Source organism: Campylobacter ureolyticus ACS-301-V-Sch3b (genome assembly GCF_000413435.1).
GTDB lineage: Bacteria > Campylobacterota > Campylobacteria > Campylobacterales > Campylobacteraceae > Campylobacter_B > Campylobacter_B ureolyticus_A.
In genome coordinates, this window is record NZ_KE340326.1 from 108,403 (window position 1) to 133,572 (window position 25,170).

The following is a 25,170-nucleotide window of genomic DNA, read 5'->3' on the forward strand; positions in this document are numbered from 1 at the left end:
CTTAAAAAGTGCCTAGAATTAATTATGAAGTTGCTCTTTTATAAGATCTCCAATAGTTATATTATCATCATTTTCGCTATTTATTTCATTTAAAACAGCTCTTTCTTTCTGCCTTGAAAGTCTTTTTACACTTAATCTAATTCTATTTCTTTTAGTATCAAGATAATCAATTGCTGATTCTATCTCATCGCCAACTTTTAAATCTTCAACATTAGAAACATCTTCTTTTCTTAAAAGTGCATCAACGCCCTCTTCAAGCTCAACAAATAAACCAAAATCTTTAATATTTCTTATTGTTCCTTTTACTATGTCACCAACTTTGTGACTAGCGGCATATTTTGCAATTGGGCTATCTTCTAAATCTTTTTTGCTTAGAGAAATCTTATCTTCTTTTGTATCAATTGAAGTTATTTTTACTTCAACCTCATCACCAACTTTTAATAAATCTTTGCAAGTTTCATTTCTATCCCAAGAAACATCTTCGTTTCTTAAAAGACCTTCAACTGTGCCTATTTTAATAAATGCACCAAATTTAGTTATAGTTACCACACTTCCTTTTACAACATCGCCTACTTTATAGTTTTTCTTAAACTCATCAAAAGGCTTTTCTAGTAAATTTTTAAGACTTACTCTAAGTTTTCTTTTTTCAGTATCTATTTCTATAACTTCAACATTTATTTCATCACCCTCATTTATGAAATCTTTTGGATTTTGAATGTTTTTATCCCATGAAATTTCACTAATGTGTAAAAATCCCTCTATATCATTTCCTAAATCCACAAATGCACCATAAGGCTCTATGTTATTAACAACTACTTTTATAACATCGCCAGTAGCAAGTCCGCTTTCTGCAAGCTCAAGCCACGGATCTGGCATTGCAGCCTTAATAGAAAGTGAAAGATGCTTTTTTTCTTTATCATAGCTTAATACTTTAACTGGAACTTTATCGCCTTCTTTAAATAAAGTGCTTGGATTAACAGGGCCTTTGTAGCTTATTTCACTATAATGAACAAGTCCATCAACACCACCAACATCAACAAACATTCCATAAGTTGTAATTTTTTTAACCACACCTTCAATGACATCTGTTGTTTGAGAAATTTGATCTAAAACTTCTTTTTTTACTTTTCTTTCTTCATCTAGAATCTTTTTTCTAGATATCAAAATAGCACTATTTTCTTTATCTATTTTAAAAACTCTTGCTTTGTAAGTTTTTCCAATTAAAGAGTTAGAATCTCTTAAAGCACTTTGTAATCTTGGCATAAAGAACTCAACACCATCTTTGTTTACACAAATATATCCGCCTCTATTTTTTGAAACAATTTTAGCTTCAACATCTACTTCATTGTTTTCATCAAAATTTTCAATAAACTCAGCTACTTTTTTAACTCTTTTTGCTTTTTCAAATGAAACAAGTGGTTTTCCACCTCTGTTTCCTGTGATGATGACTTCTATTTCATCGCCTGGTTTTACAGTTATATTTCCATCTTTGTCAGTTACTTCATACGCTTTTAAAACGCCTTCTGTTTTTCTATCAACATCAACAAAAACGTCTTCACCTTTTATAGCAACAACGATGCCTTTTGTAACACCACCACCTGAAGTCTTTTCTAAAGACTCTTCTAACATAGATTCAAAATCTTCAAATTCCTCACCTATAGTATTTTGAACTTCTTTCTCGTTCACCTCAGCCATTTTTTTCCCTTTAAATGTAATTTTTATTCACGGCAGAATAAATTAAGACTTAATTTTAGTTAAATTATGCTTTAATTCTTATTAAAATAATGCAATTTAGATTTTTATGAAAGCTCTTTTATTTTGTTTGAAACATTTTTTATAATCCAATCAGGCGTGCTTGCTCCTGCACTTATGCCACATAAATTTTTGCCTTTAAACCACTTTTTTTTTAACTCACTTTCATTTTCTATATGGTAACTATCAGAACAAATTTGTTTTGATATTAAATAAAGTTGTTTTGTATTTGATGAGTTTTTTCCGCCAATTATTATCATTACATCGGCTTTTTTTGCAAGCTTTTCTACAGCTTTTTGATTTTCTAAAGTAGCATTGCAAATTGTATTAAAAACTCTTACTTCTTTTGATCTGGTTATTAAATAAGAGACTATTTTTGCAAATTCTTCAACTTTTTTTGTTGTTTGTGAAACAACTGCTACTTTGTTTGAAATTTTTTTATCTATAAGTTCATCTGTACTTAAAATAACAAAAACATTTTTTAGTGCATAACTCATAATACCTTTTACTTCGGGATGATTTTTATCACCAAAAATAACAATATCATAACCCTCTTTGCTCATTTTTTCAACAATGTTTTGAGGCTTAGAAACAAATGGGCAAGTTGCATCAATTATCTTTTTATTTTGAGATTTAAAAGTATCTAAGTCTTTTTTTGTAATGCCATGAGTTCTTATAATAATACTATTTTCATTTTCTAAATCTTGCATTGTATTTAATGTTTTTACATTAAAATGCTCTTTTAGTCTTTTTATCTCTTCAGCATTATGAATAAGCTCGCCATAAGTCGCACTATCTTTTGTATTTTCAGCGATTCTTATAGCTCTTTTTACACCAAAACAAAATCCATAACTATCAGCAAGTTCAATTTTCAACACTTACTCCAAGACTTTTTAAAATTTCTTTAAAATTTGGAAAAGATGCGTTTATGCACTCATCATCTTCTATTATCATTCCACTTTTTAAACCTAAAATTGCAAAACTCATAGCAATTCTGTGATCACCAAAACTATCAATTATGGCAGGTTTTAATTCACCTTTTGATACAACACTAAATCCATCCTCAAACTCACTAACCTCAAGCCCACATGCTCTTAATCCACTAACCATAACAGCGATTCTATCACACTCTTTTACTCTTAGCTCTTTTGCATTTTTTATAATGCTTTTTCCATTAGCACACGCAAATGCAATGGCTAAGGCTGGAATTTCATCAATTAACCAAGAAATATTTTCTTTTACTTCAATAGCTTTTAATTTTGCAAATTTAACCTTTATATCTCCGATTTTTTCATAATCATTTTGTGTTTGAATAAACTCAATATTAGCACCCATTTTTTCTAAAACTTTATAGGCTTCAATTCTAGTTTTATTAAGCAAAACATTTTTCAAAACAATATGTGAATCAGGTATGATTGATGCTGCAACGGCAAAATAAAAAGCTGAACTTGGGTCATTTGGAACCTCAATATTTAGTGGTTTTAATGCATTTTTAAGAGGATTTACATCTATGCTAAGACCATCTCTTTTAATGTCAGCACCCATTGAAATAAGCATTTTTTCACTATGATCGCGGCTTAACTCAGGTTCTTTAAATTTGCATCCATTTGAATTAAGTGCAGCCAAAATTAAAGAAGATTTTACTTGCGCTGAGGCAATTTTACTTTCATATTCAAAATATTTTAGCTTGTTTCCTCTTATGCAAAGTGGTGCTTTATCGCCATTATCTCTTCCATCTATGCTCGCTCCTATTTCACATAATGGTTTTGTAACTCTTTTCATTGGTCTTTGGTTTAAATATTTATCCCCATTTAAAATAAAAAAACCATTTTTGCTAGCCAATAACCCCATTAAAATTCTCATCGCAGTGCCTGAGTTTTTACAATCTAGAATTTGATTTGGTTCTTTTATCTCTTTTGGAGGGGTTATTTTTACTAGATTTTTTGAAATTTCAATTTTTGCACCAAGAAGTTTAATTATCTCTAAAGTTGCATTTGTATCATCAGCAAAAAGATAGTTTTTAATAACCGAAACTTTATCACTTAAAAGTGAAAAAATAGCACTTCTATGTGAAATAGACTTATCAAAAGCTATATTTGAAAGCTCGCCAATTATAGGGGTTTTTAAAGCATAAATTTTCATCTTATACCAACATTTAATTTTTCTTTTAAAACTTTTAAAATTTCATCAAGTTCTTTCGAAATTTCACTATCTTCTAAAGTTTCTTCCATGCTTTGAAATACAAATTTAATAGTTACACTATTGAAATCTTTTAAGCTCTCATCACTGTAAATGTCAACCAAATTGAAAGATTTTAAATTTTTAGTTTTTATAGATTTTAAAACTTCTCTAACTTCTTCGTAGCGCATATTTTTAGGGATGATTAAACTTAAATCTCTGCCAATGCTTGGAAATTTAGAATATGCCTTAGCTACAATATCATCAAATTTAAGATCTTCATAATTAATCTCGCAAATGTATGTTTTAGGTAATTCCAGCTCGTTTTCAATACTTAAATCAACCCTTCCAATATATCCAATTACTTTTTTATCTTGAATAATTTGAGCTTGTTCAAATTTATTTAAATAAGAAATTGCGTTATTTGGTACTTTGCAACTAAATTTACCAATTACATTTTGTACTTTTGAAGCAAAAGTTATAAAATCTATCTCTTTTGGCTTTTGAGTATTTAATAAACTTGCTTCATTTATGAGTCCACTCATTAAAAAGGCAACTTTATCACTTTGTTTTGTATTTTCATCAAAAACAGCTCCTATTTCAAAAAGCTTAATTGATCTTTGAGAGTTTTTATAGTTTCTTACGCTTGATTTTAATAAGTGATTTATTAAAGTTGGTCTAAGAGCATTTAAATCACTTGTTATAGGATTTAAAATTTGTGTTTTGCACTTTTTAAAGCCAAATTTTAAAAGCTCTTCTTCGCTGTCAAAAATGTAATGAATACACTCAAAAAAACCATTATCGCAAGCTTTTCTTTTTAGATTTTTTTTGTTTTTATACTCTTTAAAATAGTTGTTTATTCTATTTTGTTCATTGAACATAAGTGGTTTTGAAGGAATATTATCAATGCCAACTATTCTAACTATTTCTTCTGCTATATCATAAACATTTTCAATATCATGTCTAAATAAAGGCACTTTTGCATTTATTAAATCTTGCTCTATTCCAATTTCAAATCCAAGTTTTTTAAGAATTTTAACTGCATCATTTCTTAAAATTTCTTTTCCTATGATGTTGTTAATTTGTTCAGCACTGAAAATTACAGTTTTTGGTTCTTTTATAGGTTTTACTTTTTGGGTGCCACTGTATAAATTTATACTATCATTTTTTGAGATAATACTACATAAATACTCAAGCCCAACGCTGAGCTTTGGCTCACTTCCTCTAACTGCTCTATAGATATGCTCATCACCTTTTAACTCTTTATTTTCATTAGTTGCTGTGGCTATTATTTTTGGATCTGTATAGTTTGCCTCTATTATCACTAGTTTTGAGTTATCATCTATTTTAAATTTATCATCTTGTGAAATTCCCGCTAAAGAAACAAATTGGTTGTTTTCATAAACACTTGAGTTTCCAAATTTTTCAGATCTTATTTCAAGCATAACCTTATCGTCTTTATTTTTAAGCTTTTGCCCATCATAAGCTCTAAGTAAAACTCCAGTTGAGTAAGTTGCATAAGCTAGTAAATTTTCAGTTACGCTGCCTTTTGAAATTCCTGCGAAATTTATCCTTAAAGACTTCATTAAATCAAGTTTTAACTCTTTTTCTATGCTGAAAGCTTTATATTCAAAAAAACTATTTATTTTTTCATTAGAATGAATTCCTAAAAGTCTTCCAATGCCCAAAAGACCATCTTGATCGCTGTATGAAAGTGGTTTTAAAGAAATATCTAAAGCAGCACTTAAATCTCTTGCAACACCATAAATACTAAGACAATCACCCCTATTTGGTGTAAGACCTATCTCAATAATATCATCATTTAAAAGTGGATATTTGCAAAGCTCTCTTCCAATAACAACATCACCTATGCTATTATCTAAAACCATAATGCCATCATTTAGCTTTGGAAGCCCAAGTTCTGTAGCTGAACAAATCATACCAAAACTATCAACTCCTCTTAATTTTGCAGGCTTTATCTTAAGGCCATTTGGCAATGTCGCCCCAATTAGACTTACTGCGACATACTGACCGGTTTCTACATTTTTAGCACCACAAACAATTTGTAAAATTTCACTTCCTACATCAACTTCACAAATATTTAATTTATCAGAGTTTTCATGAGCTCTTTTACTTTTTACATATCCAATAACCACTTTTTGTGGCAATCTTATCTCATTATAACTATCAACTTCTAAACCAATTTCATTTAAAATTTTAACTAATTTTTCACTATTTATTTGTGAAATATCTATCCATTCTTGCAACCAATTTCTAGTTACTATCATTTAAATTGCTCCAATAATCTAATATCTCCTTCAAACAACGACCTTAAATCAGGCACACCGTGTAAAAGCATGGCAAATCTTTCTACTCCAAGACCAAAAGCATATCCACTCACATCTTCATATCCAACAAATTTAAAAACATTAGGATCTACCACACCACTACCTAAAACCTCTAACCAGCCTGTGTTTGAACAAACCCTACAGCCATGTCCTTTGCAAAATATACAACTTATATCTACTTCAGCAGATGGCTCAGTAAATGGGAAAAAACTAGGTCTAAACCTTACTTTTACATCACCAAACATATATCGTAAAAAATTTTCTAAAATATATTTTAAATTTGCAAAGTTTACCTTATTCCCTTTCTCAACAACTAATCCTTCTATTTGATGAAACATAGGCGTATGAGTAAGATCAAAATCTCTTCTAAAAACAGCTCCAGGCGCTATCATCCTAATAGGTGGCTTTTCATTTTGCATAGTTCTAATTTGAACTGGACTTGTATGAGTTCTTAAAAGATTATTATCTGATGTGTAAAATGTATCTTGCATATCGCGCGCTGGATGGTATTTCGGCAAATTTAAAGCTTCAAAATTATGAAAGTCATCTTCAATTAAAGGTCCATTTTCAATACTGAAATTTTGAGATAAAAAATACTCAATTATTTTATCCATTGTTATTGTTATAGGATGTAAGGCTCCGATATTTAGACCTTCATCAAAAAGCGTAACATCAATAGCTTCTTTTTTCATCCTCTCTTGCAGCTTCAAATTTTCAAGTTCATGCTTTTTTTCTAAAATTGCACTATTTAAAGTCTCTTTTTTTTCATTTAGTTTTTGTGCAAATTCTTTTTTTTCATCCGCTTTTAAATCTTTTATTTTTGAAAACTCAGCGGTAATTAGCCCCTTTTTTCCAAAAAGTTTAACTCTAATCTCATCTAATTCATCAAGCGTTTTTGATGAATAAATCTTTGACATCATTTCATCCACTTTTATTCCTTGTGATAAATATTTCTGTAGATTTTATCTAAATTTGTTTAAATTAAAAGTAAAATTTCTCCTAAATTCCGTAATTTTGGTTATAATACCCTAAATTTACAAAAAAGGTATTGTCATGAAAAATATTTTTGAAAAAATAGTTGATGGAGAAATTCCTAGTAATAAAGTTTTAGAAAATGATGAATTTTTGGCATTTCACGATATAAACCCAAAAGCTCCAATCCATATATTAATAATCCCAAAAAAATGTTATAAAAACTTTCAAGAAACAGATCCAAAAATTATGGTTAAAATGACTGAATTTATCCAAGAAGTTGCTAAAAAAATGGGTGTTGATAAAACAGGATATAGGCTTATAAATAACTGCGGTGAAAATGGCGGACAAGAAGTTATGCATCTTCATTTTCATTTGCTTGCAGGTGCAAAGCTTGCATGGGATAATTCAGCAGGATTTAACGCAAAAGATGAGTTTTAGAAAATTTAAAGCCTAAATTTAGGCTTTAAATCAATATTATTAGTCGCTTATTTTTTAAAATTTAGTATCTCTTTTGGCAAAAAATCATCAATATTATTTATAGCCTCATTATCAATTTCTATTAAATTTAAGTTATTTTCTTTATAATGTTTTATTTTTTTATTTTTTCTATTTAGGTATTTACTATCTTCTTCATATCCCCAAAACTCAATATAAATATCTTCTTTTGGCAAGTAAAAATCACAATACATATCCTCTTTTATTGGAACCATTTTTTCATAAGCAAAACAGATAAATTCACTATATAGCCAATCAGCTATAATTACTTCAGCTCTACTTCTTACAAAATGCCCACTTTTTGTTCTATACTTTGCTTTAAATTTTTCCCTAAAATTTCGCTCTTCTTCATCGGTTATTTTATCTTTTCCCTCATCATTTCTTAGCATTTTTAAAAACAGCTCATTTTTTAAAATTTTTTCATCCCAGCATACATAGAAATTTCCCATATAGTTTTTTTGAATTCCACCAAATTTTTCACCTTTTTTGGTAATCTTGTAGCCTTTACCATATTTTTCAGCCAGACTCATATCAACAAAAACTTGATTAATCTGGCTTGCTGAAAATTTACGTTCTAGAATTTCAGATATATCCTTTGCGGTTAAAATTTTTGATTTTAAATTTTCATCGTTTTGTGATTTTTTTGAAGTATTTTTAAACATATCGAACCTTGCCTAAAAGTTTCTTTAATGGTGCGATCAGCGAGACTTGAACTCGCATGAGCGTAGCTCACTACCCCCTCAAGATAGCGTGTCTACCAGTTCCACCATGATCGCATAAAAGGAAGTTACCCTGAAAAATCAGGGTAAAAAATTAGTTAGCTACAGCTTTTAGTGCGTCTGTAACAAATGGGTTTGCAAAAAGCAAAATAAAGCAAATTACAAGTGCATAAATAACTTGAGCTTCTATCATAGCCAAAGAAATATACATTGTAGTTGAAAGCTTGTTAGAAACGCTTGGGTTTCTTGCTATTCCTGAAATAGTTGCAGAAGCAGCATTTCCCATACCTAAAGCACCGCCTAATGCAGCAATTCCTAAAACAATAGAACCACCAATAACTGAGCAAGCAGTTATAGTTGTATATGAGCCAAGTAGCTCATTGTCAGCTCCAAAAGCAAAGCCAACTAATGCGAACATAAGAAAAAATAGTTTTTTCATATGATAATCCTTAAAAATTTATTTTATTTAAAGCCTTTTCGGATCATTACCCCTACTTAGAAAACTTTAAACGTGTAATTTTACAAAAAATAAGCTTTTAGTTTGATTAAAAATTGAGAAATTGCGAGTGCAATTAATATGCACTCGCTTAATTTTATGCTTTTTTAGCTTTTAATAAGTTTATTATCCAGCAAATAAACATTACAGCTAAAAGCACAAATGCAACAACATAAGCCAATAATGTACAAGTTGCCATATCAGCAAATTTCATAGATGGGATAAGATACCAACCCTCACTATAAAGATTTGTAAAAAATTCCTGAATTGAGCTTAATGTAACATCATCTGGAATAACCGGTGCATCATATCCACAATCCCCAGTTGGCTTAAACCAATCAGGTGCCCACTCTGCAAGTGGAAGCCCAAAAGGAAAACTAGGATCTGTTGAGCATCCTTGCATACCCATCATAGCAAATGGATCATCTGAATGAACAGCTTTGTGAATAGCACGAAGTTTTACACTATATCCAATGCCAATAAGTGCACCATAAAATCCAAAAACATAACCTATCAACTTGTTAATTAAATTTTTTGGATTTATAGCAGCTATTAATCCACCAAGTGCCATTATAAGCATTGAAAATCTTATATAAACACATTGTTCACAAGGTGCCATATGTAAGTAGTTTTGAAAAAAGCTGTGAGCTAATAAAACCATACCAAGCATAGCTACAAACATAACTAGCCATAAAAATCTTTGATCTTGCCATCTTGCTACTGTATTTATTGGCGAGCTTTTAAAATTTTTCCATAACCCCATTAATTTTATCCTTAAAGTTAAATTTTATTTACTATTTCATATTATGAAGTTCTTTGATCATATCAGCCATTTGATCTATGCCCTTAATAGCACTTGTTTTAATAAGATATTTTCCATCTACAACAAACGCAGGAACACCTTGAACTTTAGCTATCATATAAGCATCTCCGTCATTATCCATACCCCATGAATTTAAAATATTTTTAACTTCATCAGTGTTTAAAGCAGCCTCATAATCAGCTTTTGAAATACCAGCTGCTTCAAGAGCAGTATTTAAAAACGCATCTACATTTGCTTGATTGCTTGCATCAGCTCCCCATCTTTCTTTTTTATCGTGATAAGCTTTATAAAGTGCAAATTTAGCTTTTTTAAATTTTGATTTATCATCTAGTAGGTTTATTCCATCAGCATTATCTTTTGCGATTGCAACAGCTAAAACCTCGCTACCATATTTACCAAAAACTCCTTTTGTAGCTAAATGATAAGGTACAAATTTCATATCAGAAACTTTTTCCATAACTGGTTTTGTAACGGCTTTATCATACTTATAGCAAAACGGGCAATCATAACTAAATGCTTTTATAACTGTTCCTTCAGTATTTGGAATAGCTCTTTCAAGTAAAACATAGTCTTTTCCTTCTTCTAAAGCATTAGCTCCTACGCCAAATACTAAAGCTAAAACAGCAATTGATTTTGCAACACTTTTAAAAATTGAAGATATTTTCATTTATTACTCCTTAAAAAATTATTTTTGAAAATTTCAACTCACATTTTATAATATTTTTAGTAAAAAGTCAAATTTAATTTACCTAAATTTTATTTTGATTTTATTAATGATATTTATAAATTCATAAAATTTTATAAAATTAAGGTATTGCTTTACCTTATAAAGACTATTTTTAGGTATAATTTCACAAAAGTTTTTAAAATAAGATAAAAAATTTATTAAAAAAGGATTAAAAATGGTAAATGACTTGGACAAACTCGGACTTACAAACATAAAAAAGATATATCACAATCTTAGCTATGATGAACTTTTTAAACATGAAGTTAAAAACAAAGAAGGTAGAGTAAGTGATAATGGAACTTTTATGGTTGATACAGGTATTTTTACAGGAAGAAGCCCAAAAGATAAGTATTTTGTGAAGCAAGACCCATCGCAAAAGTATATTGCTTGGGGAAATATCAATAAACCTATTTCAAAAGAACTTTTTGATAAGCTTTATAAAAAAGCAAAATCTCAACTTTCAAACTCAGAAATTTATATCCAAGATGCGTTTTGTGGTGCAAGTATTTCAAGCAGAAAAAATGTTAGATTTGTAACTCAAGTTGCGTGGCAAGCACATTTTGTAAAAAATATGTTTATTCGCCCAACTGAAGCAGAGCTAAAAGAATTTCATCCTGAATTTGTAGTATATAACGCTTGCAAATGTGTTAATGAAGAGTATAAAAAAGATGGTCTTAATAGTGAGGTTTTTGTCATTTTTAATATTGAGGAAAATATCGCTGTAATTGGCGGAACATGGTATGGTGGAGAGATGAAAAAAGGAATTTTTTCAATGATGAATTATTGGCTTCCACTAGAAGGCAAACTTTCAATGCATTGTTCTGCAAATATTGGTAAAGATGGTGATACAGCTTTATTTTTTGGACTTAGCGGAACTGGAAAAACAACTCTTTCAACTGATTCAAATAGACAATTAATAGGCGATGATGAGCATGGCTGGGATGATGATGGTGTATTTAATTTTGAAGGTGGGTGCTATGCAAAATGTATAAATTTAGATCCAAAAAGTGAACCTGAAATTTATGCAGCTATCAAAAGAAATGCACTCTTAGAAAACGTTGTGGCTGATGAAAACGGGAAAGTTGACTATAGCAATGGCAGTAAAACAGAAAACACAAGAGTAAGCTATCCAATAACTCACATTAAAAATAGAAAAGAAAACTCACAAGGAAATCATCCTAAAAATATCATCTTCTTAACAGCAGATGCATTTGGTGTTTTACCACCTGTTGCAAAGCTAAATAAAGAGCAAGCAATGTATTATTTCTTAAGTGGATATACTGCAAAAGTTGCAGGAACTGAAAGAGGCATAACTGAGCCAGTTGCAACATTTAGCGCTTGTTTTGGAGAGGCATTTTTACCACTTCACCCAACAGTTTATGCAAGGCTTTTAGGTGAAAAAATAGATAAGCACGAGGTTAATGTATATCTTGTAAATACTGGCTGGAGCGGCGGTGAATACGGCGTTGGCAAAAGAATGAGCATAAAAGCCACAAGAACTTGCATAAATGCTATTTTAGATGGAAGTATAAATAAATGCGAATTTGAAAATTTTGATATTTTTAATATTTTAATTCCAAAAGAACTTAATGGCGTTGAAACAAAACTTTTAAACCCAATAAACGCTTGGGCTGATAAAAAAAGATATGCTGAATTAAAGCTAAATTTAGCAAAAAGATTTATAGAAAATTTCAAAAGATATGAAGATGTAAAAGAAGGCATTGAGTTTGCAAAAGCTGGACCAAATTTATAAGCTTTTAATTTCGCTCTCGCTGCTTTTTTTACTAAGTGCATGTGATGATAAAAAAGATCTTAAAACTCCACTAGAACCAACTGGTGGAGTTATTTCAAATAATGCATTAAGCTACTTAAATTCTTTAAGGCTTAACTCAAATCTAAGCACACTTTCCAAAAATGATATTTTAACAACCTCAGCACAAAATCATGCAAAATATACTTTTATAAACAAGGTTGATTCGCATAATGAAGTTTCAAATTTGCCAAATTTCACAGGCACAACCCCAAAAGATAGAGCTTTTAGTGTAGGATATTTTACGCAAATTAGTGAAAATTTGTCAGTTGGCGCAGAAGATGAAGTTGCATCAATTGATGGATTAATGAGTGCGATTTATCACCGTTTTGGCTTTTTGGATACAAAAATAAACGAGATTGGATATGCCAAATTTGGTGATGAAAAATCTCAAAATTTCGTTTATAATATGGGAAATTCAAAACTAAATGATTTTTGTAAAAAGGCAAAATCTGATGATGGATATGGTAAATTTTACACAAAAGTTTGCAAAAATGAAAATGTTGCAATTTCTGGAGATAAATATAACTCTTTAAATAGAATTGATAAAAATGAATATGTTTATTTTCCAAACTCCAGCCAAACAAAAGCATTTTTTAGTAGAGAGACTCCTGATCCAATGCCTGAGTGTAAAATTACTGCAAATCCTGTAAGTATCGAATTTAATGAGTTTAGAAAACCTGTAAAAATGAAAAGTTTTAAGGTTTTTGAAAACGGAAATGAGCTTAAAAATAGTAAAATTTTAACTAAACAAAATGATCCAAATTCTATTTTTAATGAATTTCAATTTGCATTTTTTTCAAAAGATGTATTTAAGTTTAACCAAGATTATAAAGTTTCATTTTCTTACATTCAAGATAATAAAGAAAAAAACTTGGAATGGAGTTTTAAAACATCCTCGCCTAAATTTCCATATTTTGTTGTAAAAGATGGCGATAAAATAGGCGTTGAGGCAAATAAATGGTATAGCATATTTTTTGAGCCCAATGATTGCAATGATGTTTTTACAAGCTACAAAACAACATATAGATTCATGAAAAAGCCACTTATCGAGTCAGTTGATACAAATTTAATAAATATAAATTTAAGTGGTTCAAAAAATGCAAAACTTACTATAAAAACAGATAATGGAAAAAAAATAACTGTTTATATCACAAATAGTTCTGGTGGTTTTTTTATAAATAAACTTTATTTAGGTGTTATTTTAGTTATAATTTTAGCTTTATTTTTTATAATTAGGAGAAGATAAATGCAAAAAATGTGGGAAGGAAGATTTAAAGAGGCAAGTTCAAAACTTTTAGAAGATTTTAATGCTTCAATTAGTTTTGATAAAGCTTTGTATAAAGAAGATATTAACGGCTCAATAGCCCACGCTACAATGCTTTGTGAATGTGGCATTTTAACAAATGATGAAAAAGATAAAATTTGCAATGGGTTAAATCAAATTTTAGATGAAATTAAAAATAACAAATTTGAATTTAAAATAGAAGATGAAGATATTCACATGGCTGTTGAAAAAAGACTAAGTGAAATTATCGGCAAAGAAATAGGTGGAAAACTTCACACAGCAAGAAGTAGAAATGATCAAGTTGCACTTGATTTTAGAATGTTTGTCTTAAATGAAAACAAAGAAATTTCTAATTTATTGCTTAAATTGATAAAAACATTAAATGAGATTGCTAAAAAAAATTTAAACACTTTAATGCCTGGCTTTACCCATCTTCAACATGCTCAACCAGTTAGTCTTGCATTTCATCTATTAGCTTATGCAAATATGTTTAAAAGAGATTTTGAAAGATTTCAAAATAGCTTTGAGAGAAATAACTTTTTACCACTTGGAGCATGTGCATTAGCAGGAACACCACATCCAACTAATAGAAACATTACAGCAAGATTATTAAATTTTACTGCTCCAACACAAAATGCAATGGATAGTGTGAGTGATAGAGATTTTGCTTTAGAAATTTTATTTAATATAAGTGTTGTTTTTATGCACACTTCAAGACTTTGTGAAGAGCTTATTTTATGGAGCTCACAAGAGTTTAAATTTATTGAGATAAGCGACAAGTTTGCGACAGGTTCAAGCATAATGCCACAAAAGAAAAATCCTGATGTAGCTGAGCTAATACGCGGAAAAACAGGTAGAGTTTATGGAAATTTAATATCACTTTTAACTACTATGAAGTCTTTACCACTAGCATACAACAAAGATATGCAAGAAGACAAAGAAGGAGTTTTTGATAGCGTAAAAACAGCTACTTCATCGCTAATAATATTAAATGAGATGCTAAAAACTGCTCTATTTAAAAATGAAAATATGGAAAAAGCTTGTCAAATGGGACATTTAAGTGCAACTGATCTGGCTGATTATCTAGTAAGTAAAAAAAATATTCCTTTTAGAGAAGCTCATTTTATAACTGGTAAATGCGTGGCATTGGCTGAAAGCAAAGGAATAGATTTAAGCCAAATTTCGCTTAAAGAATTACAAAGTGTTAATGAAATTTTTGATGAAGAGGCTTTAAAAGTTTTAGACTTACATAACTCAAAAGAAGCTAGAAAAAGCTTTGGTGGAACAGCAAATAAAAGCGTTTTAGCTCAAATTGAATTTATAGATGAGTTTTTAAAAATTAATGAAATTTAAATTTTTACAAGCAAAAAAGTAAAAAAAATTATAAATTAAAATTCCAAGAGTGCTTTTGGAATTTTAATTTTATATCTTATTTGAATTTTTATTTAACTCTTTTTTAAAATATCTGTATTCGCTTATTAAATTTAAAGGTATTGATAGTAAAAAAGATAGTGGCAAAATTGTATAAACGGCTATCCATACTAATACAATCCACAATTCCGGCTCTTTAGTTTTAACTGAATATTTATCATATAACAATGCAATATGTAGAATAAACATAAAAATTACTGAAAAATTTATATATAAAAACGACTTAAATAAAGCCTTTTTAGAAATTGATTTTAAAAATTTATACATCAGATAAGTTGTAAATAAAAACAAAAAAATACTTAATAAAAAAAATGAAATACTTACAATATTTTCATCAATAATATATAAATAACATAGCGATAATAAATTTAAAAATAAAATAAACATATATTTTTTAGATTGTATAATGTTGTCGAAATAAAAAGTCTTGCAAAAAGAAATTAATATAAAAAATAAAAAATATATCTTGAAAAATTGAAATTTTATTACCAAATCATCACCAAAATAATATGCACTAAATATAACAGCAACAATACACAAGAAATATATCATAACCTGTATTTTAACCAAAAAAATTCTTTTGTTATTTAGCGATATTTGAAATTTCTCATTTGACATCTTTTTCCTTTTTATGCTACAAATTTATAACTTTTAAAATTATAAATCTTTTTAGTTATTATTTGGTTGCAAAAAACATTACAATTAAAAATTTTATTTGCTTATATTTAACTCTTTTTTAAAATATCTATATTCTTTTATTAAATTTATTGGGATAGATAGCCAAATTGATAGTGGTAAATATATAATAAAAAAGCCCAATAAGAAAAATACATAAAACATACGAAATATACCATTATTCTGTACTTCATCAGAAAAATTAGTAATCTGAATTAAATCAATTCCGCAAAGTAGAAATATGCTGATTGTTGGGAGAACTATAAAAATAAATGCTTTATATAGCTTTATTTCATTCAATATTTTATAGTTTTTTTTAATTTTATGCACAAAAATAATATAAATAAAAATAGAGATAAAATATAAAATATATGCAAATATTAAATTATTTTTATTCATAGAGGCTATATACAAGATAAAAATACTAAAAATATATGTTAAAAAAAGTTGTTTTTTATTGCCAGAATCTGCAAAATAAAACATTTTACAAAGTATAATTATAGATAAAAATAAAACATATATTTTGCGAAAAGTATCTTCCACTAAGGCTCCAAATAGTGCTCCTACTAAAATATCAACAATATCTATCTTACTATAATTGAGACTTTTTATAAATTCTAAGCCACCAAAATATACAGCAAAAGCCATACCAACTAAAAATATAATAGCTTGAACTTTAACCAAAAAAATTCTTTTTTTAGTTGGCGATATTTGAAATTTTTCATTTGGCATCTTTTTCCTTTTTATGCTACAAATTTATGACTTTTAAAATTATAAATCTTTTTAGTTATTATTTGGTTGTAAAAAACATTGCAGTTAAAAATTTTATTTGCCTATATTTAACTCTTTTTTAAAATATCTGTATTCGTTTATTAAATTTATTGGGACGGATAGCCAAATTGATAGTGGTAAAAATATGGCGACAACAACGACTAATAATGCCATAAAAAATCCAAGTTCTTTTCCTTTAATAGCATAATTATCATACAACAAGCCAATGTATAAAACAGCCATAAGAATCGTTGAAAAATTTATATATAAAAATGACTTAAATAGCGGAATTTCATTTATTAACTTATAAAATTTATCCATTACTAAGATGGAACATAGATAAATAAATACACATGTTAAATAAATACTTAAAGATACATATAAATTATTTAATGTATATAAATTTACAAGACAAATATAAATTGGTAATAAATTTAGCAATATACCAAATAAATACTTTTTTGATAACTTATAATCATAAGGATAAAATGCTTTTAAAGCTAAAATTATAGAAAAAAATAAAATATATATTTTATAAAAAACAGTTTCAAGCAAAGATCCTATTAAAATGTCAAAGATATCTATTTTATTATAGTTATATCTATTAACAGAATCCAAGCCACCAAAATATACAGCAAAAGCCATACCAACTAAAAATATAATAGCTTGAACTTTTACTAAAAAAATTCTTTTGTTATTTAGCGATATTTTAGATTTTTCATTTGTCATTTTAGTTCCGTCACAATGCAATTTTACAACTTTGAAAATTATAAAATATTTTTATCTATTTTATCTTTTAAATTTTTTATAAAATTTTATAGTACTGCCAAGTATTTATATAATAAATTTTAGATGATAAAATAGCCCAAAAAGGGCTATTAAATTTACATCATTACAGGATATTTTGTATTTTCAAGGAAGTATTTTGAAGCTCCACCTAAGAAAATTTCTCTAATTCCAGTATTTGTGTCAATACCCGCTACGATCATATCAACTTCGTATTTATCAGCTGCTTTTAAAAGTGCTTGACCTGGAACTTTGCCTTCTGTTTTTACAACTTCAAAATTAGGGTTAATACCATGAATATCAAGATAATTTAAAATTCTTCCTTTTGTTTCATCCATTCCATCTTGTAAATAATGTTGAGAAGTTATACAAAATACCTCTTTTGCGTTTTTAATGAGTGGAAGTGCATTATGCAATGCTCTTGCGCTTGATGTGCTGCCTGTTAGGCTGAGTAAAATTCTATCTGTTTTAAACTCAGTCATTTTTCTTGGAAATGCAATAGCTGGCTTACCACTTTTTACAACAGAAGCTTCAAAAGTACCTGTTATAACGCCATGCGGAGGAACTGCAGCCACTACTAAATCACAATATTTAGAGTGCTTTTCAACAAGCTCAGATCTTGTTCCAAGCATATTTCTTAAAAATGCACTATTTTTAGTGTGCTGATCCTCGCTATATGCTATCCCAAGCTTTTTACATTCCTCTTTTACAATTTTTTCATTTAAGCTTTGCTCTTCAGCGAGTTCCTCTTTTGCAGTTCTTAAAAACTCATCAAGCATTATTCCGCCCCTAAGAGTCATTCTAGTATTATAAACAGTCTCAGGATCAAGCTGGCAAGCAATAATGCTAAGATGAGATCCAAAATACTTATTTATAAGTAAAGCTGCATGAATTCTCTCTCTTAGCTCTTCTCCGCCACCGATTGGAAAAAATAACTTTTTAAAATCCATATTAAATCCTTTTTAATGTATTTTACTTATTCTACTTTTTATTTACTAACAATGCCCTTAACTTTTAAATTTGCTTATTTTTTAAACAAGCTTTAAAGATATTTTGTTACCTTTTTGCCCATCTACTGCAACTTTTACTATATCACCCTCTTTTAGTTCATCTTTTATATTTGATATGTGAAGCAATCCATCAACCCCATCTCTTAAACTAATAAATGCTCCAAAAGGCATAACGCTTTTAACTTCACCTTCAAATTCTTCACCTATTTCAAATTTGATATTTTTTTTATGATCTTTTTTTGAACCTTTAAATTTATTATCTTTTTTTGCAATTTCAAGAATCTTTTCCTTTGCTTCATAAACTAAATTTTTATTTTTACCAAGAATTTTCACTTCGCCGCTATCTCTATCAAGGTCAATTGTAACTAAATAATCATCAACTAAGCTTTTTATTGTTTTTCCACCTTGTCCTATGACATCTACCATTTTGCTTGGATCGATATTAAAAATTTCAGTTTTAGGCAAAATTTCATCATTTACCTTTATTTTAAGATCAGCTTCATTCATTAAATTTAATATATGCTCTCTTCCCTCTTTTGCTTGATAAAGAGCTTCTTTTAAAACATCAAGGCTAATTCCACCAAGCTTTATATCCATTTGAAGAGCAGTTATACCATCAAGTGAACCGGCAACTTTAAAATCCATATCTCCATCATGATCTTCAAGTCCCATAATATCACTTAAAATAGCATGTTTTCCATCTTCAAATATAAGTCCCATTGCAATTCCTGCAACTAGCTTATAGGTATTTACTCCAGCTGCTCTTAGGGCTAAAGACCCTCCACAAACTGTTGCCATAGAGCTAGATCCATTACTTTCAAGAATTTCGCTAACTAGCCTTATAACTTCTGCATTTTCTAAATCAACACTAGGGGCTAAAGCTCTTTTAGCTAAATTTCCATGACCAAGCTCTCTTCTTCCAGGACTTTTTAAAGGGCTTGCTTCGCCAACACTAAATCCTGGGAAATTATAATTTACCATAAATCTCTCACTTAGTGGTTCACTTTGAGTTAAAACATCGCTTACTTGAGCGTCATTTTCACTGCCAAGTGTCGCAACCACCAAGGCTTGTGTTTGACCTCTTGTAAAAAGACAACTTCCATGAGCACTTGGGAGAATGTTTGTTTCAATGCTTATTGGTCTAATTTCTTTTAGACCTCTTCCATCAGCCCTAACATTTTCATTTATAATTTGACTTCTTACTATTTTTCTTTTGTATTTATTTAAAACAGTTGAAATAACTTCTTCTTTCCAGTCCAAATTTAGTGCCATTTCACCATTTGATATCTTTTTGACTATTTTATTAAGCTCACTTGCTCTTTCGCTTTTTGCCATTTGATTTATAGCGAATTTAACCTCATCTTTATAATTTTCATCAATAAATTTAGCTATTTCCTCATCTTCCATTTCAGGGTTTAACTCTAAATCTAGTTTAGCTTTTCTAGCATCTTTAAATGTATCTTCATAAATTTGACTTCCATTTAATATAGCTTTTCCAGCAAAATCTATAGCCTTTACCATTAATTCTTCATCAAATTCATTCATATTCTGATTTGGAGTAAAATTTAAAGCATCAAGTGGATCATTAGAAATTTCTTTTTTATCATTTTTTTGTGGGATTGAGCGCATTTCTATCATTAAAAGCTCATCTTTAACACCTGCAACATAAAGATCTAATACACTTTTATCAAGCTCTTTATTTGTAGGGTTTAAAACAAACTCATTATCTATCATACCAACTCTAACACCACAAACTGGTGCATCTACAGGAATATCACTTAGATACAGCGCCATACTTGCTGCATTTAGTGCCATAACTTGCAAATCAACTTCGCTATCAGCTGATAAAACAAAAACAACTATTTGAGTAGGATAAGCATATCCTTTTGGAAAAAGCGGTCTTAAACTTCTATCAATTATCCTTGAAGTAAGTGTTTCAAAATCTCCTGGTTTAGTCTCTCTTTTAATATAACCACCAGGAATTTTTCCTGCTGCGTATTGTTTTTCTATATATGAAACAGTTAAAGGTAAAAAATCTCCTTCTACTTTTTCATCTTCTCTTGCAACAGTTGCTAAAACAACTGCATTTTTAATTTGTAATAAAACAGCCCCCGCGGCTTGTTTTGCAACCTTATCAACATCATAAATTTCTAAATTGTTATTTATATCTACTCTATAACGCATGTTTCTTCTCCTTCTTTTTGTAACGGTAAATAATACGGACTTGTCTCTAAAATAGAAATAATTTTTTGTGGTGATAACTCAATCTTTTCTTCGTAATAAAAATCAACATTTACAAAATTTGTAATGTTTCTAACTGTGTAAATTTGATCTACCATTGAGTTTAAATTTGCTACCATATCACTTGCTATAAGTGGTGTTGCGTAACTCAAAGATTTTGGATTTAAACCAATAATTGACTTTAAGCAAACCAAAGCTGTAACGCCCGATTCACAACCTTCATCCAAAAGTAAAATATCTCTATTTTGAAAACTTTGTATTAATTTTCCTTTTCTATATTTATAAATATTTTTTAAAATACTTTCTTCATATTTTCTGTTTGCCTCTCCATAAACATAATCCATGCTAATATTAAATGAATTAACAAGCTCTTCTAGGTAAACAATTTCTTCTGTTTCACTAACCATACCTATAACGCAGTCTTTATTTAATGGAGAGTAAATTTTTTCAGTAAATAAAAATTCATAGTTAAGCTTTAACATTTTTGCAAGCTCATCAACTAATAAAACTGAAGCTAAAGATGGCACGATTATCAATGGCTTTGTTCTTAGTATATCATCAACTGGCAAGATATCATACAGTGCCTTTGCTGCCTCAATCTGATCTTTAAAAATTAGATTTTTTCTTGGAATTATCATTTTGATATATCTTTATCATAATCTATATTTTTAGATACATCATATCCAACACCACCAAAAGGATAGAAATTTATAAAAAAGTAAAATGCTCTTTTTCTGTTTGCTTTTTTATAGTAAAAATTACTTGAAGTTTTTGGCTCTAAATCCTCTTGGTAAACAAATGTGTAATTCCAACATTTTCTATTGCGAGTCAGACCCAAACGCCACATTTTACTATATGAACGCTCTAAATCATACTCATATTTAGCAAAAAGCTTGTAAAAATATGGTAAATTTAAAGATGTATCTAAAATCAAATAATTATCTTTATCGTATTTTTCAAATCTTTTTATATTTTCATACGAGTGAGAAAGTCTGGCACTAAAAGTCTTGTCTGAGTATCCAACATAGCTTTGAACTTTTTCAAAGCGTTTATTTTCATTTGAGTACTCAAATTTATTGCCTAAATTTAAACCATTTGAAAAATATAAATCAAGTCTATGAATTAAATTTCCAAATTCTTTATCTTCAAAATCATATTTTTGTTTTACTGAGTGGCGAAGAAATTTATGGCCGTTTTTATTATAAAGATACTCTGTAAAATTTGCCATTAAATTTCTTTGGGTATAGTCTTTGCCTAGCTCGCCCAAAAAATTATCTTCATAATAAAGTCTATTAGCCATATCTTTTAAGGCATTGTTATTTACAATATTTTTATCTTTATCATAGTTATATTTAAATTCTTTAAATAATCTTTGATTTATATCGCCACTTTGATATCCTGGAATCAAGTATGAAAGATCTAAATTCATCGTATGAAAATAATTTTCATACGATTTTGCAACATCTGTGCCAAGAGAAAATTTGTGGTAGTTATTTATATAATCACTACTTTTGTCTTTATAAAATTCACCATTTTGATATATGTAGTTTTTACTATAATCAATATGGGTTGCATAAAGTGCTTCTGTAAATTTGAAATTTAACCAATCATTAAGTATTGGAGTTGTAAAAACAAGTGGAAGATTAAACTCATATTGTCTAGCTGTAACACCAACTTTTCTAGTGTAATTATGAGCTTTAAAATCAGCTGAATAAAGTAAATTATCTAAAAAAGCAGAATTTGTAAATTTGTGATAATGCAAAGTTGGAAGCTCTTGTAAGGTGTCATCGTTTTTAAAATGATTTTTACTATTTAACTTATCAGTGTCGATATAATATCTTGCATAAGCTCCAAAATAGTGTTCATCAGTTGTTAAATAGTAATTAAGCTTTGAAGTAGCAAGGGAGTCTCCATCTTCATCGCTTCCACTTTTTTCTTTTAAGTCATAATATTCCACATCATTTATATTAGTAAATCTAATCCATAAATTTTCTTTAAACTCTCCATTTACTAAATACCCTAAGAGCTTGCTTCTATCATAGTCAAACTCATATCCATGATGTTTTTCGTTTTTATACTCTAATTTTTCTTGCGCTCTTTTAAAATTATCAAAAACACCACCTCTAATTTCTCCGTAAGAATAAGGCGAATCAGCAAATCTAAAAGTAGCATAAATTCCAAATCCACGAGTTGTTCTAACCTGTGGGTCAAGTTGTAAATCCCAACTTTCATAAGGAGCAAAATAAATTGGTTGTTTATAATAAAATCCCTCTTTTGAAATATATCCAACTTCTGGTATTAAAAGCCCTGTTCTTCTTGTTTTATCAGTTGGAAAACCAAAGTATGGAAGATACAAAACTGGAACATTTCCTACATAAAAAACAGGATTAAAAAGATGCAAAAATTTAGTTTCTTTGTTTAATTTCCCACTAGTATATTTTATCTTCCAGTCAGGATTATCTATATTGCAGCTCGAAACAACTGAGTTTTTTGTTCGGTAGTATTTTTGATCAGTGCAGCTTGTTTTGTTTTGCATCCAAATCTCAGCTTCTTTATCCATCATAAAATTTTCTTTGGCAAAATTTTCTTTATTTTTTAAATCTAATTTTAGATAAGTTGTTTTTGAGGTTTCGTTTTTGCCTTTAAGTAAATTTACATTTCCAAAAAACTCAGCAACTTCATTTTTTTCATCATAAATAGCCATATCAGAAGTTACTAAATAATCTTTTGAATACATTATAACATTTCCATTTGCATGGATTTTTGTATCAATTTTTTTTACATTATCTGCTAAAAACTCTACATCCTGAACATTAGCACAAACTGATGAAATTATAAAAAAGATTAAAAAAAATATTCTTTTATTCAACATTTACCACCAAAGTCTTAGCTACTTTATCGTGCCAAGTTTGTCTTAAAGGATCAAAAAAAGCCCAAGCAAAACCTAAATAAAAAATCGCCTCGCTAAAAAATCTAACTAAGGCTCTTGAAAGCGATGCCCAAAAGCTAGGATTTTCTTTATCTTGGTTTATACACTTTATCTTTAAAGCCTTTTTGCCAAGAGTAGCACCATAATAATAAATAAAAAAAGTGTGGTAAATAAGTCTTATCACAGTTTGAGGCACCAAAAAAAGAGGTGCAAGATTTGCAATATCTTCAGGTGTTGAGGCATTTAAAATTTGATTATAAAATATAACTATTATCAAAAAAGATACTATAAGCTCATCTATTAAAAAAGCAAATGATCTTTTGCCAAATGAAGCAAGACTTACTTCATCATTCATTTATTCACCTGATAGGCTATGTCACTTCTATACTGCATGCCATCAAATTTTACTTTTTTGCAAAGCTCATATGCATTTTTAGTAGCTTGCTTTATGGTATCGCCTTTTCCAACACAAACTAAAACCCTACCGCCATCTGCATAAAGCTCCCTATTTTTAGAACTTACCCCTGCGTAGCAAATGTGTGAATTTTCAGGTATTTCTTCTATTTTTATAAGTTTTTCAGGTGAACTTTTATATGGATAATTCTGACTTGCAACCACAACACCAACTGCAAATTGATTTTTTAAACTTATCGGTTTTAATCTTCCAACTGCTGCTTCATATAAAATTTCGCTTAAATTTCCATCTATCAAAGGCATTATAACCTCACACTCAGGATCACCAAATCTAACATTAAATTCCAAAACATAAGGCTTGTTATCAACCACCATAATCCCTACAAAAAGCACTCCACAAAATGAAGAACCTTCTTTTTGCATACCACTTAAAGTAGGTTTTACAACTTCATTTTCTATTTTACTTATTAATTCTTTTGTTGCAAGAGGAGTTGGAGCATAAGCACCCATTCCACCAGTATTTGGCCCCTCATCTTTATCTAGAAGTTTTTTATGATCTTGAGCTACTGGCAAACTTACAAAATTTTTACCATCACAAATCGCAAAAAAACTTAGCTCAAAGCCATCTAAAAACTCTTCAACTACAACTTTTTCTCCAGCATCGCCAAAACTTTTGCCATCAAGCATCTCTTTGGCCGCTTTTTTTGCTTCATCTTTGTTGTTTGCTATTATCACGCCTTTTCCAGCACACAATCCATCTGCTTTTACGACAATCTTACCATCCATTTTATCTATAAATTTTGAAATTTCATCATAATTACTGCTACTTAAATACTTTGCAGTTTTTATGCCGTATTTTTGTAAAAAGTCTTTCATGTAAGATTTACTTGTCTCAAGTCTAGCAGCATCCTTGCTAGGTCCAAAAATAATTAAATTGTGTTTTTTAAAAATATCAACAATGCCTTTGCCAAGAGGCATTTCAGGCCCTACAATTGTAAGATCAACGTTGTTATCTACAGCAAATTTTGCTAATTTTTCATAATCATTTATTTCTATATTTTCACCTAAATTTATAGTGGCACCATTTCCTGGGGCAAAATACATCTTATTTACAATTTTTTCTTTTTTAAGTTTTAAACCTATCGAATACTCGCGCCCACCATTTCCAATAATTAAAATATTCAAACCAAGCTCCATAAATTTAGTAAAACCCAAGTGGTCGATGCATAGATTTAGATTCGGCCCTATAAAAGCCAATCTTGCAAATAGGAGCTTTTTTTAGGTTGCAAATTCTCACTTTTT

21 protein-coding genes and 1 tRNA gene are annotated in these 25,170 nt (G+C 29.1%); 4 read left to right on the forward strand and 18 right to left on the reverse strand.

Annotated elements, in window-relative coordinates; all coding sequences use genetic code 11:
- Positions 1-18: 18 nt before the first annotated feature.
- From HMPREF9309_RS00580 to pheS, 5 genes are all read right to left on the reverse strand, one after another.
- Positions 19-1,695, reverse strand: coding sequence for a 30S ribosomal protein S1 (locus tag HMPREF9309_RS00580; protein ID WP_016645970.1), 1,677 nt, complete (start codon positions 1,693-1,695; stop codon positions 19-21).
- A gap of 104 nt (positions 1,696-1,799) precedes the next feature.
- On the reverse strand, positions 1,800-2,627 hold the full coding sequence (locus HMPREF9309_RS00585) for a 4-hydroxy-3-methylbut-2-enyl diphosphate reductase (RefSeq protein ID WP_016645971.1): 828 nt from the start codon (positions 2,625-2,627) through the stop codon (positions 1,800-1,802).
- Complete coding sequence (gene aroA / locus HMPREF9309_RS00590; RefSeq protein ID WP_016645972.1) at positions 2,617-3,894, reverse strand: 3-phosphoshikimate 1-carboxyvinyltransferase; 1,278 nt, start codon at positions 3,892-3,894, stop codon at positions 2,617-2,619. The genes HMPREF9309_RS00585 and aroA overlap by 11 nt, the downstream gene beginning before the upstream one ends.
- Positions 3,891-6,218 (reverse strand): phenylalanine--tRNA ligase subunit beta, encoded by a 2,328-nt coding sequence (gene pheT / locus HMPREF9309_RS00595; RefSeq protein WP_016645973.1) that lies wholly within the window; start codon positions 6,216-6,218, stop codon positions 3,891-3,893. Before pheT ends, aroA begins: the two co-directional genes overlap by 4 nt.
- Positions 6,215-7,198 carry a phenylalanine--tRNA ligase subunit alpha gene (gene pheS / locus HMPREF9309_RS00600; RefSeq protein ID WP_231370841.1) on the reverse strand — a complete coding sequence of 328 codons (984 nt, stop codon included), beginning with the start codon at positions 7,196-7,198 and terminating at the stop codon, positions 6,215-6,217. The genes pheT and pheS overlap by 4 nt, the downstream gene beginning before the upstream one ends.
- A gap of 133 nt (positions 7,199-7,331) precedes the next feature.
- Here pheS and HMPREF9309_RS00605 point away from each other — a divergent pair, with 133 nt between their 5' ends.
- Positions 7,332-7,691 (forward strand): histidine triad nucleotide-binding protein, encoded by a 360-nt coding sequence (locus HMPREF9309_RS00605; protein ID WP_016645975.1) that lies wholly within the window; start codon positions 7,332-7,334, stop codon positions 7,689-7,691.
- Between the two features lie 47 nt (positions 7,692-7,738).
- On the opposite strand, the gene HMPREF9309_RS09085 is transcribed toward HMPREF9309_RS00605, so the two are convergent.
- The 5 genes from HMPREF9309_RS09085 to HMPREF9309_RS00630 all read right to left on the reverse strand — a co-directional run bounded on the left by HMPREF9309_RS09085 (position 7,739) and on the right by HMPREF9309_RS00630 (position 10,453).
- On the reverse strand, positions 7,739-8,410 hold the full coding sequence (locus HMPREF9309_RS09085) for a hypothetical protein (RefSeq protein ID WP_016645976.1): 672 nt from the start codon (positions 8,408-8,410) through the stop codon (positions 7,739-7,741).
- 28 nt (positions 8,411-8,438) lie between these two features.
- Positions 8,439-8,524: transfer RNA gene (locus HMPREF9309_RS00615), tRNA-Leu, on the reverse strand.
- A 37-nt stretch (positions 8,525-8,561) separates the two neighbouring features.
- On the reverse strand, positions 8,562-8,906 hold the full coding sequence (gene atpE, locus HMPREF9309_RS00620; protein ID WP_016645977.1) for an ATP synthase F0 subunit C: 345 nt from the start codon (positions 8,904-8,906) through the stop codon (positions 8,562-8,564).
- Between the two features lie 154 nt (positions 8,907-9,060).
- On the reverse strand, positions 9,061-9,726 hold the full coding sequence (dsbI, locus tag HMPREF9309_RS00625) for a protein-disulfide oxidoreductase DsbI (RefSeq protein WP_016645978.1): 666 nt from the start codon (positions 9,724-9,726) through the stop codon (positions 9,061-9,063).
- Positions 9,727-9,757: 31 nt separating this feature from the next.
- Positions 9,758-10,453: a thiol:disulfide interchange protein DsbA/DsbL gene (locus HMPREF9309_RS00630; RefSeq protein WP_016645979.1), complete on the reverse strand. Its 696-nt coding sequence runs from the start codon at positions 10,451-10,453 to the stop codon at positions 9,758-9,760.
- Between the two features lie 235 nt (positions 10,454-10,688).
- On the opposite strand from HMPREF9309_RS00630, the gene pckA reads away from it, so the two are divergent.
- From pckA to argH, 3 genes are read left to right on the forward strand one after another with little or no spacing between them, the layout of a single operon-like run.
- On the forward strand, positions 10,689-12,266 hold the full coding sequence (gene pckA, locus HMPREF9309_RS00635) for a phosphoenolpyruvate carboxykinase (ATP) (RefSeq protein ID WP_016645980.1): 1,578 nt from the start codon (positions 10,689-10,691) through the stop codon (positions 12,264-12,266).
- The gene (locus tag HMPREF9309_RS00640) at positions 12,241-13,572 is read left to right on the forward strand and encodes a CAP domain-containing protein (RefSeq protein ID WP_016645981.1); all 1,332 of its coding nucleotides are present in this window, start codon (positions 12,241-12,243) and stop codon (positions 13,570-13,572) included. The genes pckA and HMPREF9309_RS00640 overlap by 26 nt, the downstream gene beginning before the upstream one ends.
- Positions 13,573-14,964: an argininosuccinate lyase gene (gene argH / locus HMPREF9309_RS00645; protein ID WP_016645982.1), complete on the forward strand. Its 1,392-nt coding sequence runs from the start codon at positions 13,573-13,575 to the stop codon at positions 14,962-14,964.
- A gap of 789 nt (positions 14,965-15,753) precedes the next feature.
- Here argH and HMPREF9309_RS00655 read toward each other — a convergent pair.
- The 8 genes from HMPREF9309_RS00655 to purD form a co-directional block, all read right to left on the reverse strand.
- Positions 15,754-16,401, reverse strand: coding sequence for a hypothetical protein (locus HMPREF9309_RS00655; protein ID WP_231370837.1), 648 nt, complete (start codon positions 16,399-16,401; stop codon positions 15,754-15,756).
- 141 nt (positions 16,402-16,542) lie between these two features.
- On the reverse strand, positions 16,543-17,217 hold the full coding sequence (locus HMPREF9309_RS00660; protein WP_016645985.1) for a hypothetical protein: 675 nt from the start codon (positions 17,215-17,217) through the stop codon (positions 16,543-16,545).
- Positions 17,218-17,372: 155 nt separating this feature from the next.
- On the reverse strand, positions 17,373-18,224 hold the full coding sequence (locus tag HMPREF9309_RS00665) for a universal stress protein (RefSeq protein WP_016645986.1): 852 nt from the start codon (positions 18,222-18,224) through the stop codon (positions 17,373-17,375).
- Positions 18,225-18,305: 81 nt separating this feature from the next.
- The gene (locus tag HMPREF9309_RS00670; protein WP_016645987.1) at positions 18,306-20,468 is read right to left on the reverse strand and encodes a polyribonucleotide nucleotidyltransferase; all 2,163 of its coding nucleotides are present in this window, start codon (positions 20,466-20,468) and stop codon (positions 18,306-18,308) included.
- Positions 20,453-21,163 (reverse strand): hypothetical protein, encoded by a 711-nt coding sequence (locus HMPREF9309_RS00675; protein ID WP_016645988.1) that lies wholly within the window; start codon positions 21,161-21,163, stop codon positions 20,453-20,455. Before HMPREF9309_RS00675 ends, HMPREF9309_RS00670 begins: the two co-directional genes overlap by 16 nt.
- Positions 21,160-23,397, reverse strand: a complete 2,238-nt coding sequence (locus HMPREF9309_RS00680) for an LPS-assembly protein LptD (RefSeq protein WP_051115714.1) — start codon at positions 23,395-23,397, stop codon at positions 21,160-21,162. Before HMPREF9309_RS00680 ends, HMPREF9309_RS00675 begins: the two co-directional genes overlap by 4 nt.
- The gene (locus HMPREF9309_RS00685) at positions 23,387-23,809 is read right to left on the reverse strand and encodes an RDD family protein (protein ID WP_016645990.1); all 423 of its coding nucleotides are present in this window, start codon (positions 23,807-23,809) and stop codon (positions 23,387-23,389) included. The genes HMPREF9309_RS00680 and HMPREF9309_RS00685 overlap by 11 nt, the downstream gene beginning before the upstream one ends.
- Complete coding sequence (purD, locus tag HMPREF9309_RS00690; RefSeq protein WP_016645991.1) at positions 23,806-25,053, reverse strand: phosphoribosylamine--glycine ligase; 1,248 nt, start codon at positions 25,051-25,053, stop codon at positions 23,806-23,808. Before purD ends, HMPREF9309_RS00685 begins: the two co-directional genes overlap by 4 nt.
- Positions 25,054-25,170: the final 117 nt, after the last annotated feature.

Coding starts and splice junctions, on each gene's coding strand:
- HMPREF9309_RS00675 (WP_016645988.1), bottom strand. CDS start 21,163: ATGATAATTCCAAGAAAAAATCTAATTTTTAAAGATCAGATTGAGGCA.
- atpE (WP_016645977.1), bottom strand. CDS start 8,906: ATGAAAAAACTATTTTTTCTTATGTTCGCATTAGTTGGCTTTGCTTTT.
- HMPREF9309_RS00685 (WP_016645990.1), bottom strand. CDS start 23,809: ATGAATGATGAAGTAAGTCTTGCTTCATTTGGCAAAAGATCATTTGCT.
- HMPREF9309_RS00660 (WP_016645985.1), bottom strand. CDS start 17,217: ATGACAAATGAAAAATCTAAAATATCGCTAAATAACAAAAGAATTTTT.
- HMPREF9309_RS00630 (WP_016645979.1), bottom strand. CDS start 10,453: ATGAAAATATCTTCAATTTTTAAAAGTGTTGCAAAATCAATTGCTGTT.
- HMPREF9309_RS00665 (WP_016645986.1), bottom strand. CDS start 18,224: ATGGATTTTAAAAAGTTATTTTTTCCAATCGGTGGCGGAGAAGAGCTA.
- HMPREF9309_RS00680 (WP_051115714.1), bottom strand. CDS start 23,397: ATGTTGAATAAAAGAATATTTTTTTTAATCTTTTTTATAATTTCATCA.
- HMPREF9309_RS00605 (WP_016645975.1), top strand. CDS start 7,332: ATGAAAAATATTTTTGAAAAAATAGTTGATGGAGAAATTCCTAGTAAT.
- HMPREF9309_RS00580 (WP_016645970.1), bottom strand. CDS start 1,695: ATGGCTGAGGTGAACGAGAAAGAAGTTCAAAATACTATAGGTGAGGAA.
- HMPREF9309_RS00670 (WP_016645987.1), bottom strand. CDS start 20,468: ATGCGTTATAGAGTAGATATAAATAACAATTTAGAAATTTATGATGTT.
- dsbI (WP_016645978.1), bottom strand. CDS start 9,726: ATGGGGTTATGGAAAAATTTTAAAAGCTCGCCAATAAATACAGTAGCA.
- HMPREF9309_RS09085 (WP_016645976.1), bottom strand. CDS start 8,410: ATGTTTAAAAATACTTCAAAAAAATCACAAAACGATGAAAATTTAAAA.
- aroA (WP_016645972.1), bottom strand. CDS start 3,894: ATGAAAATTTATGCTTTAAAAACCCCTATAATTGGCGAGCTTTCAAAT.
- pheT (WP_016645973.1), bottom strand. CDS start 6,218: ATGATAGTAACTAGAAATTGGTTGCAAGAATGGATAGATATTTCACAA.
- pckA (WP_016645980.1), top strand. CDS start 10,689: ATGGTAAATGACTTGGACAAACTCGGACTTACAAACATAAAAAAGATA.
- argH (WP_016645982.1), top strand. CDS start 13,573: ATGCAAAAAATGTGGGAAGGAAGATTTAAAGAGGCAAGTTCAAAACTT.
- pheS (WP_231370841.1), bottom strand. CDS start 7,198: ATGATGTCAAAGATTTATTCATCAAAAACGCTTGATGAATTAGATGAG.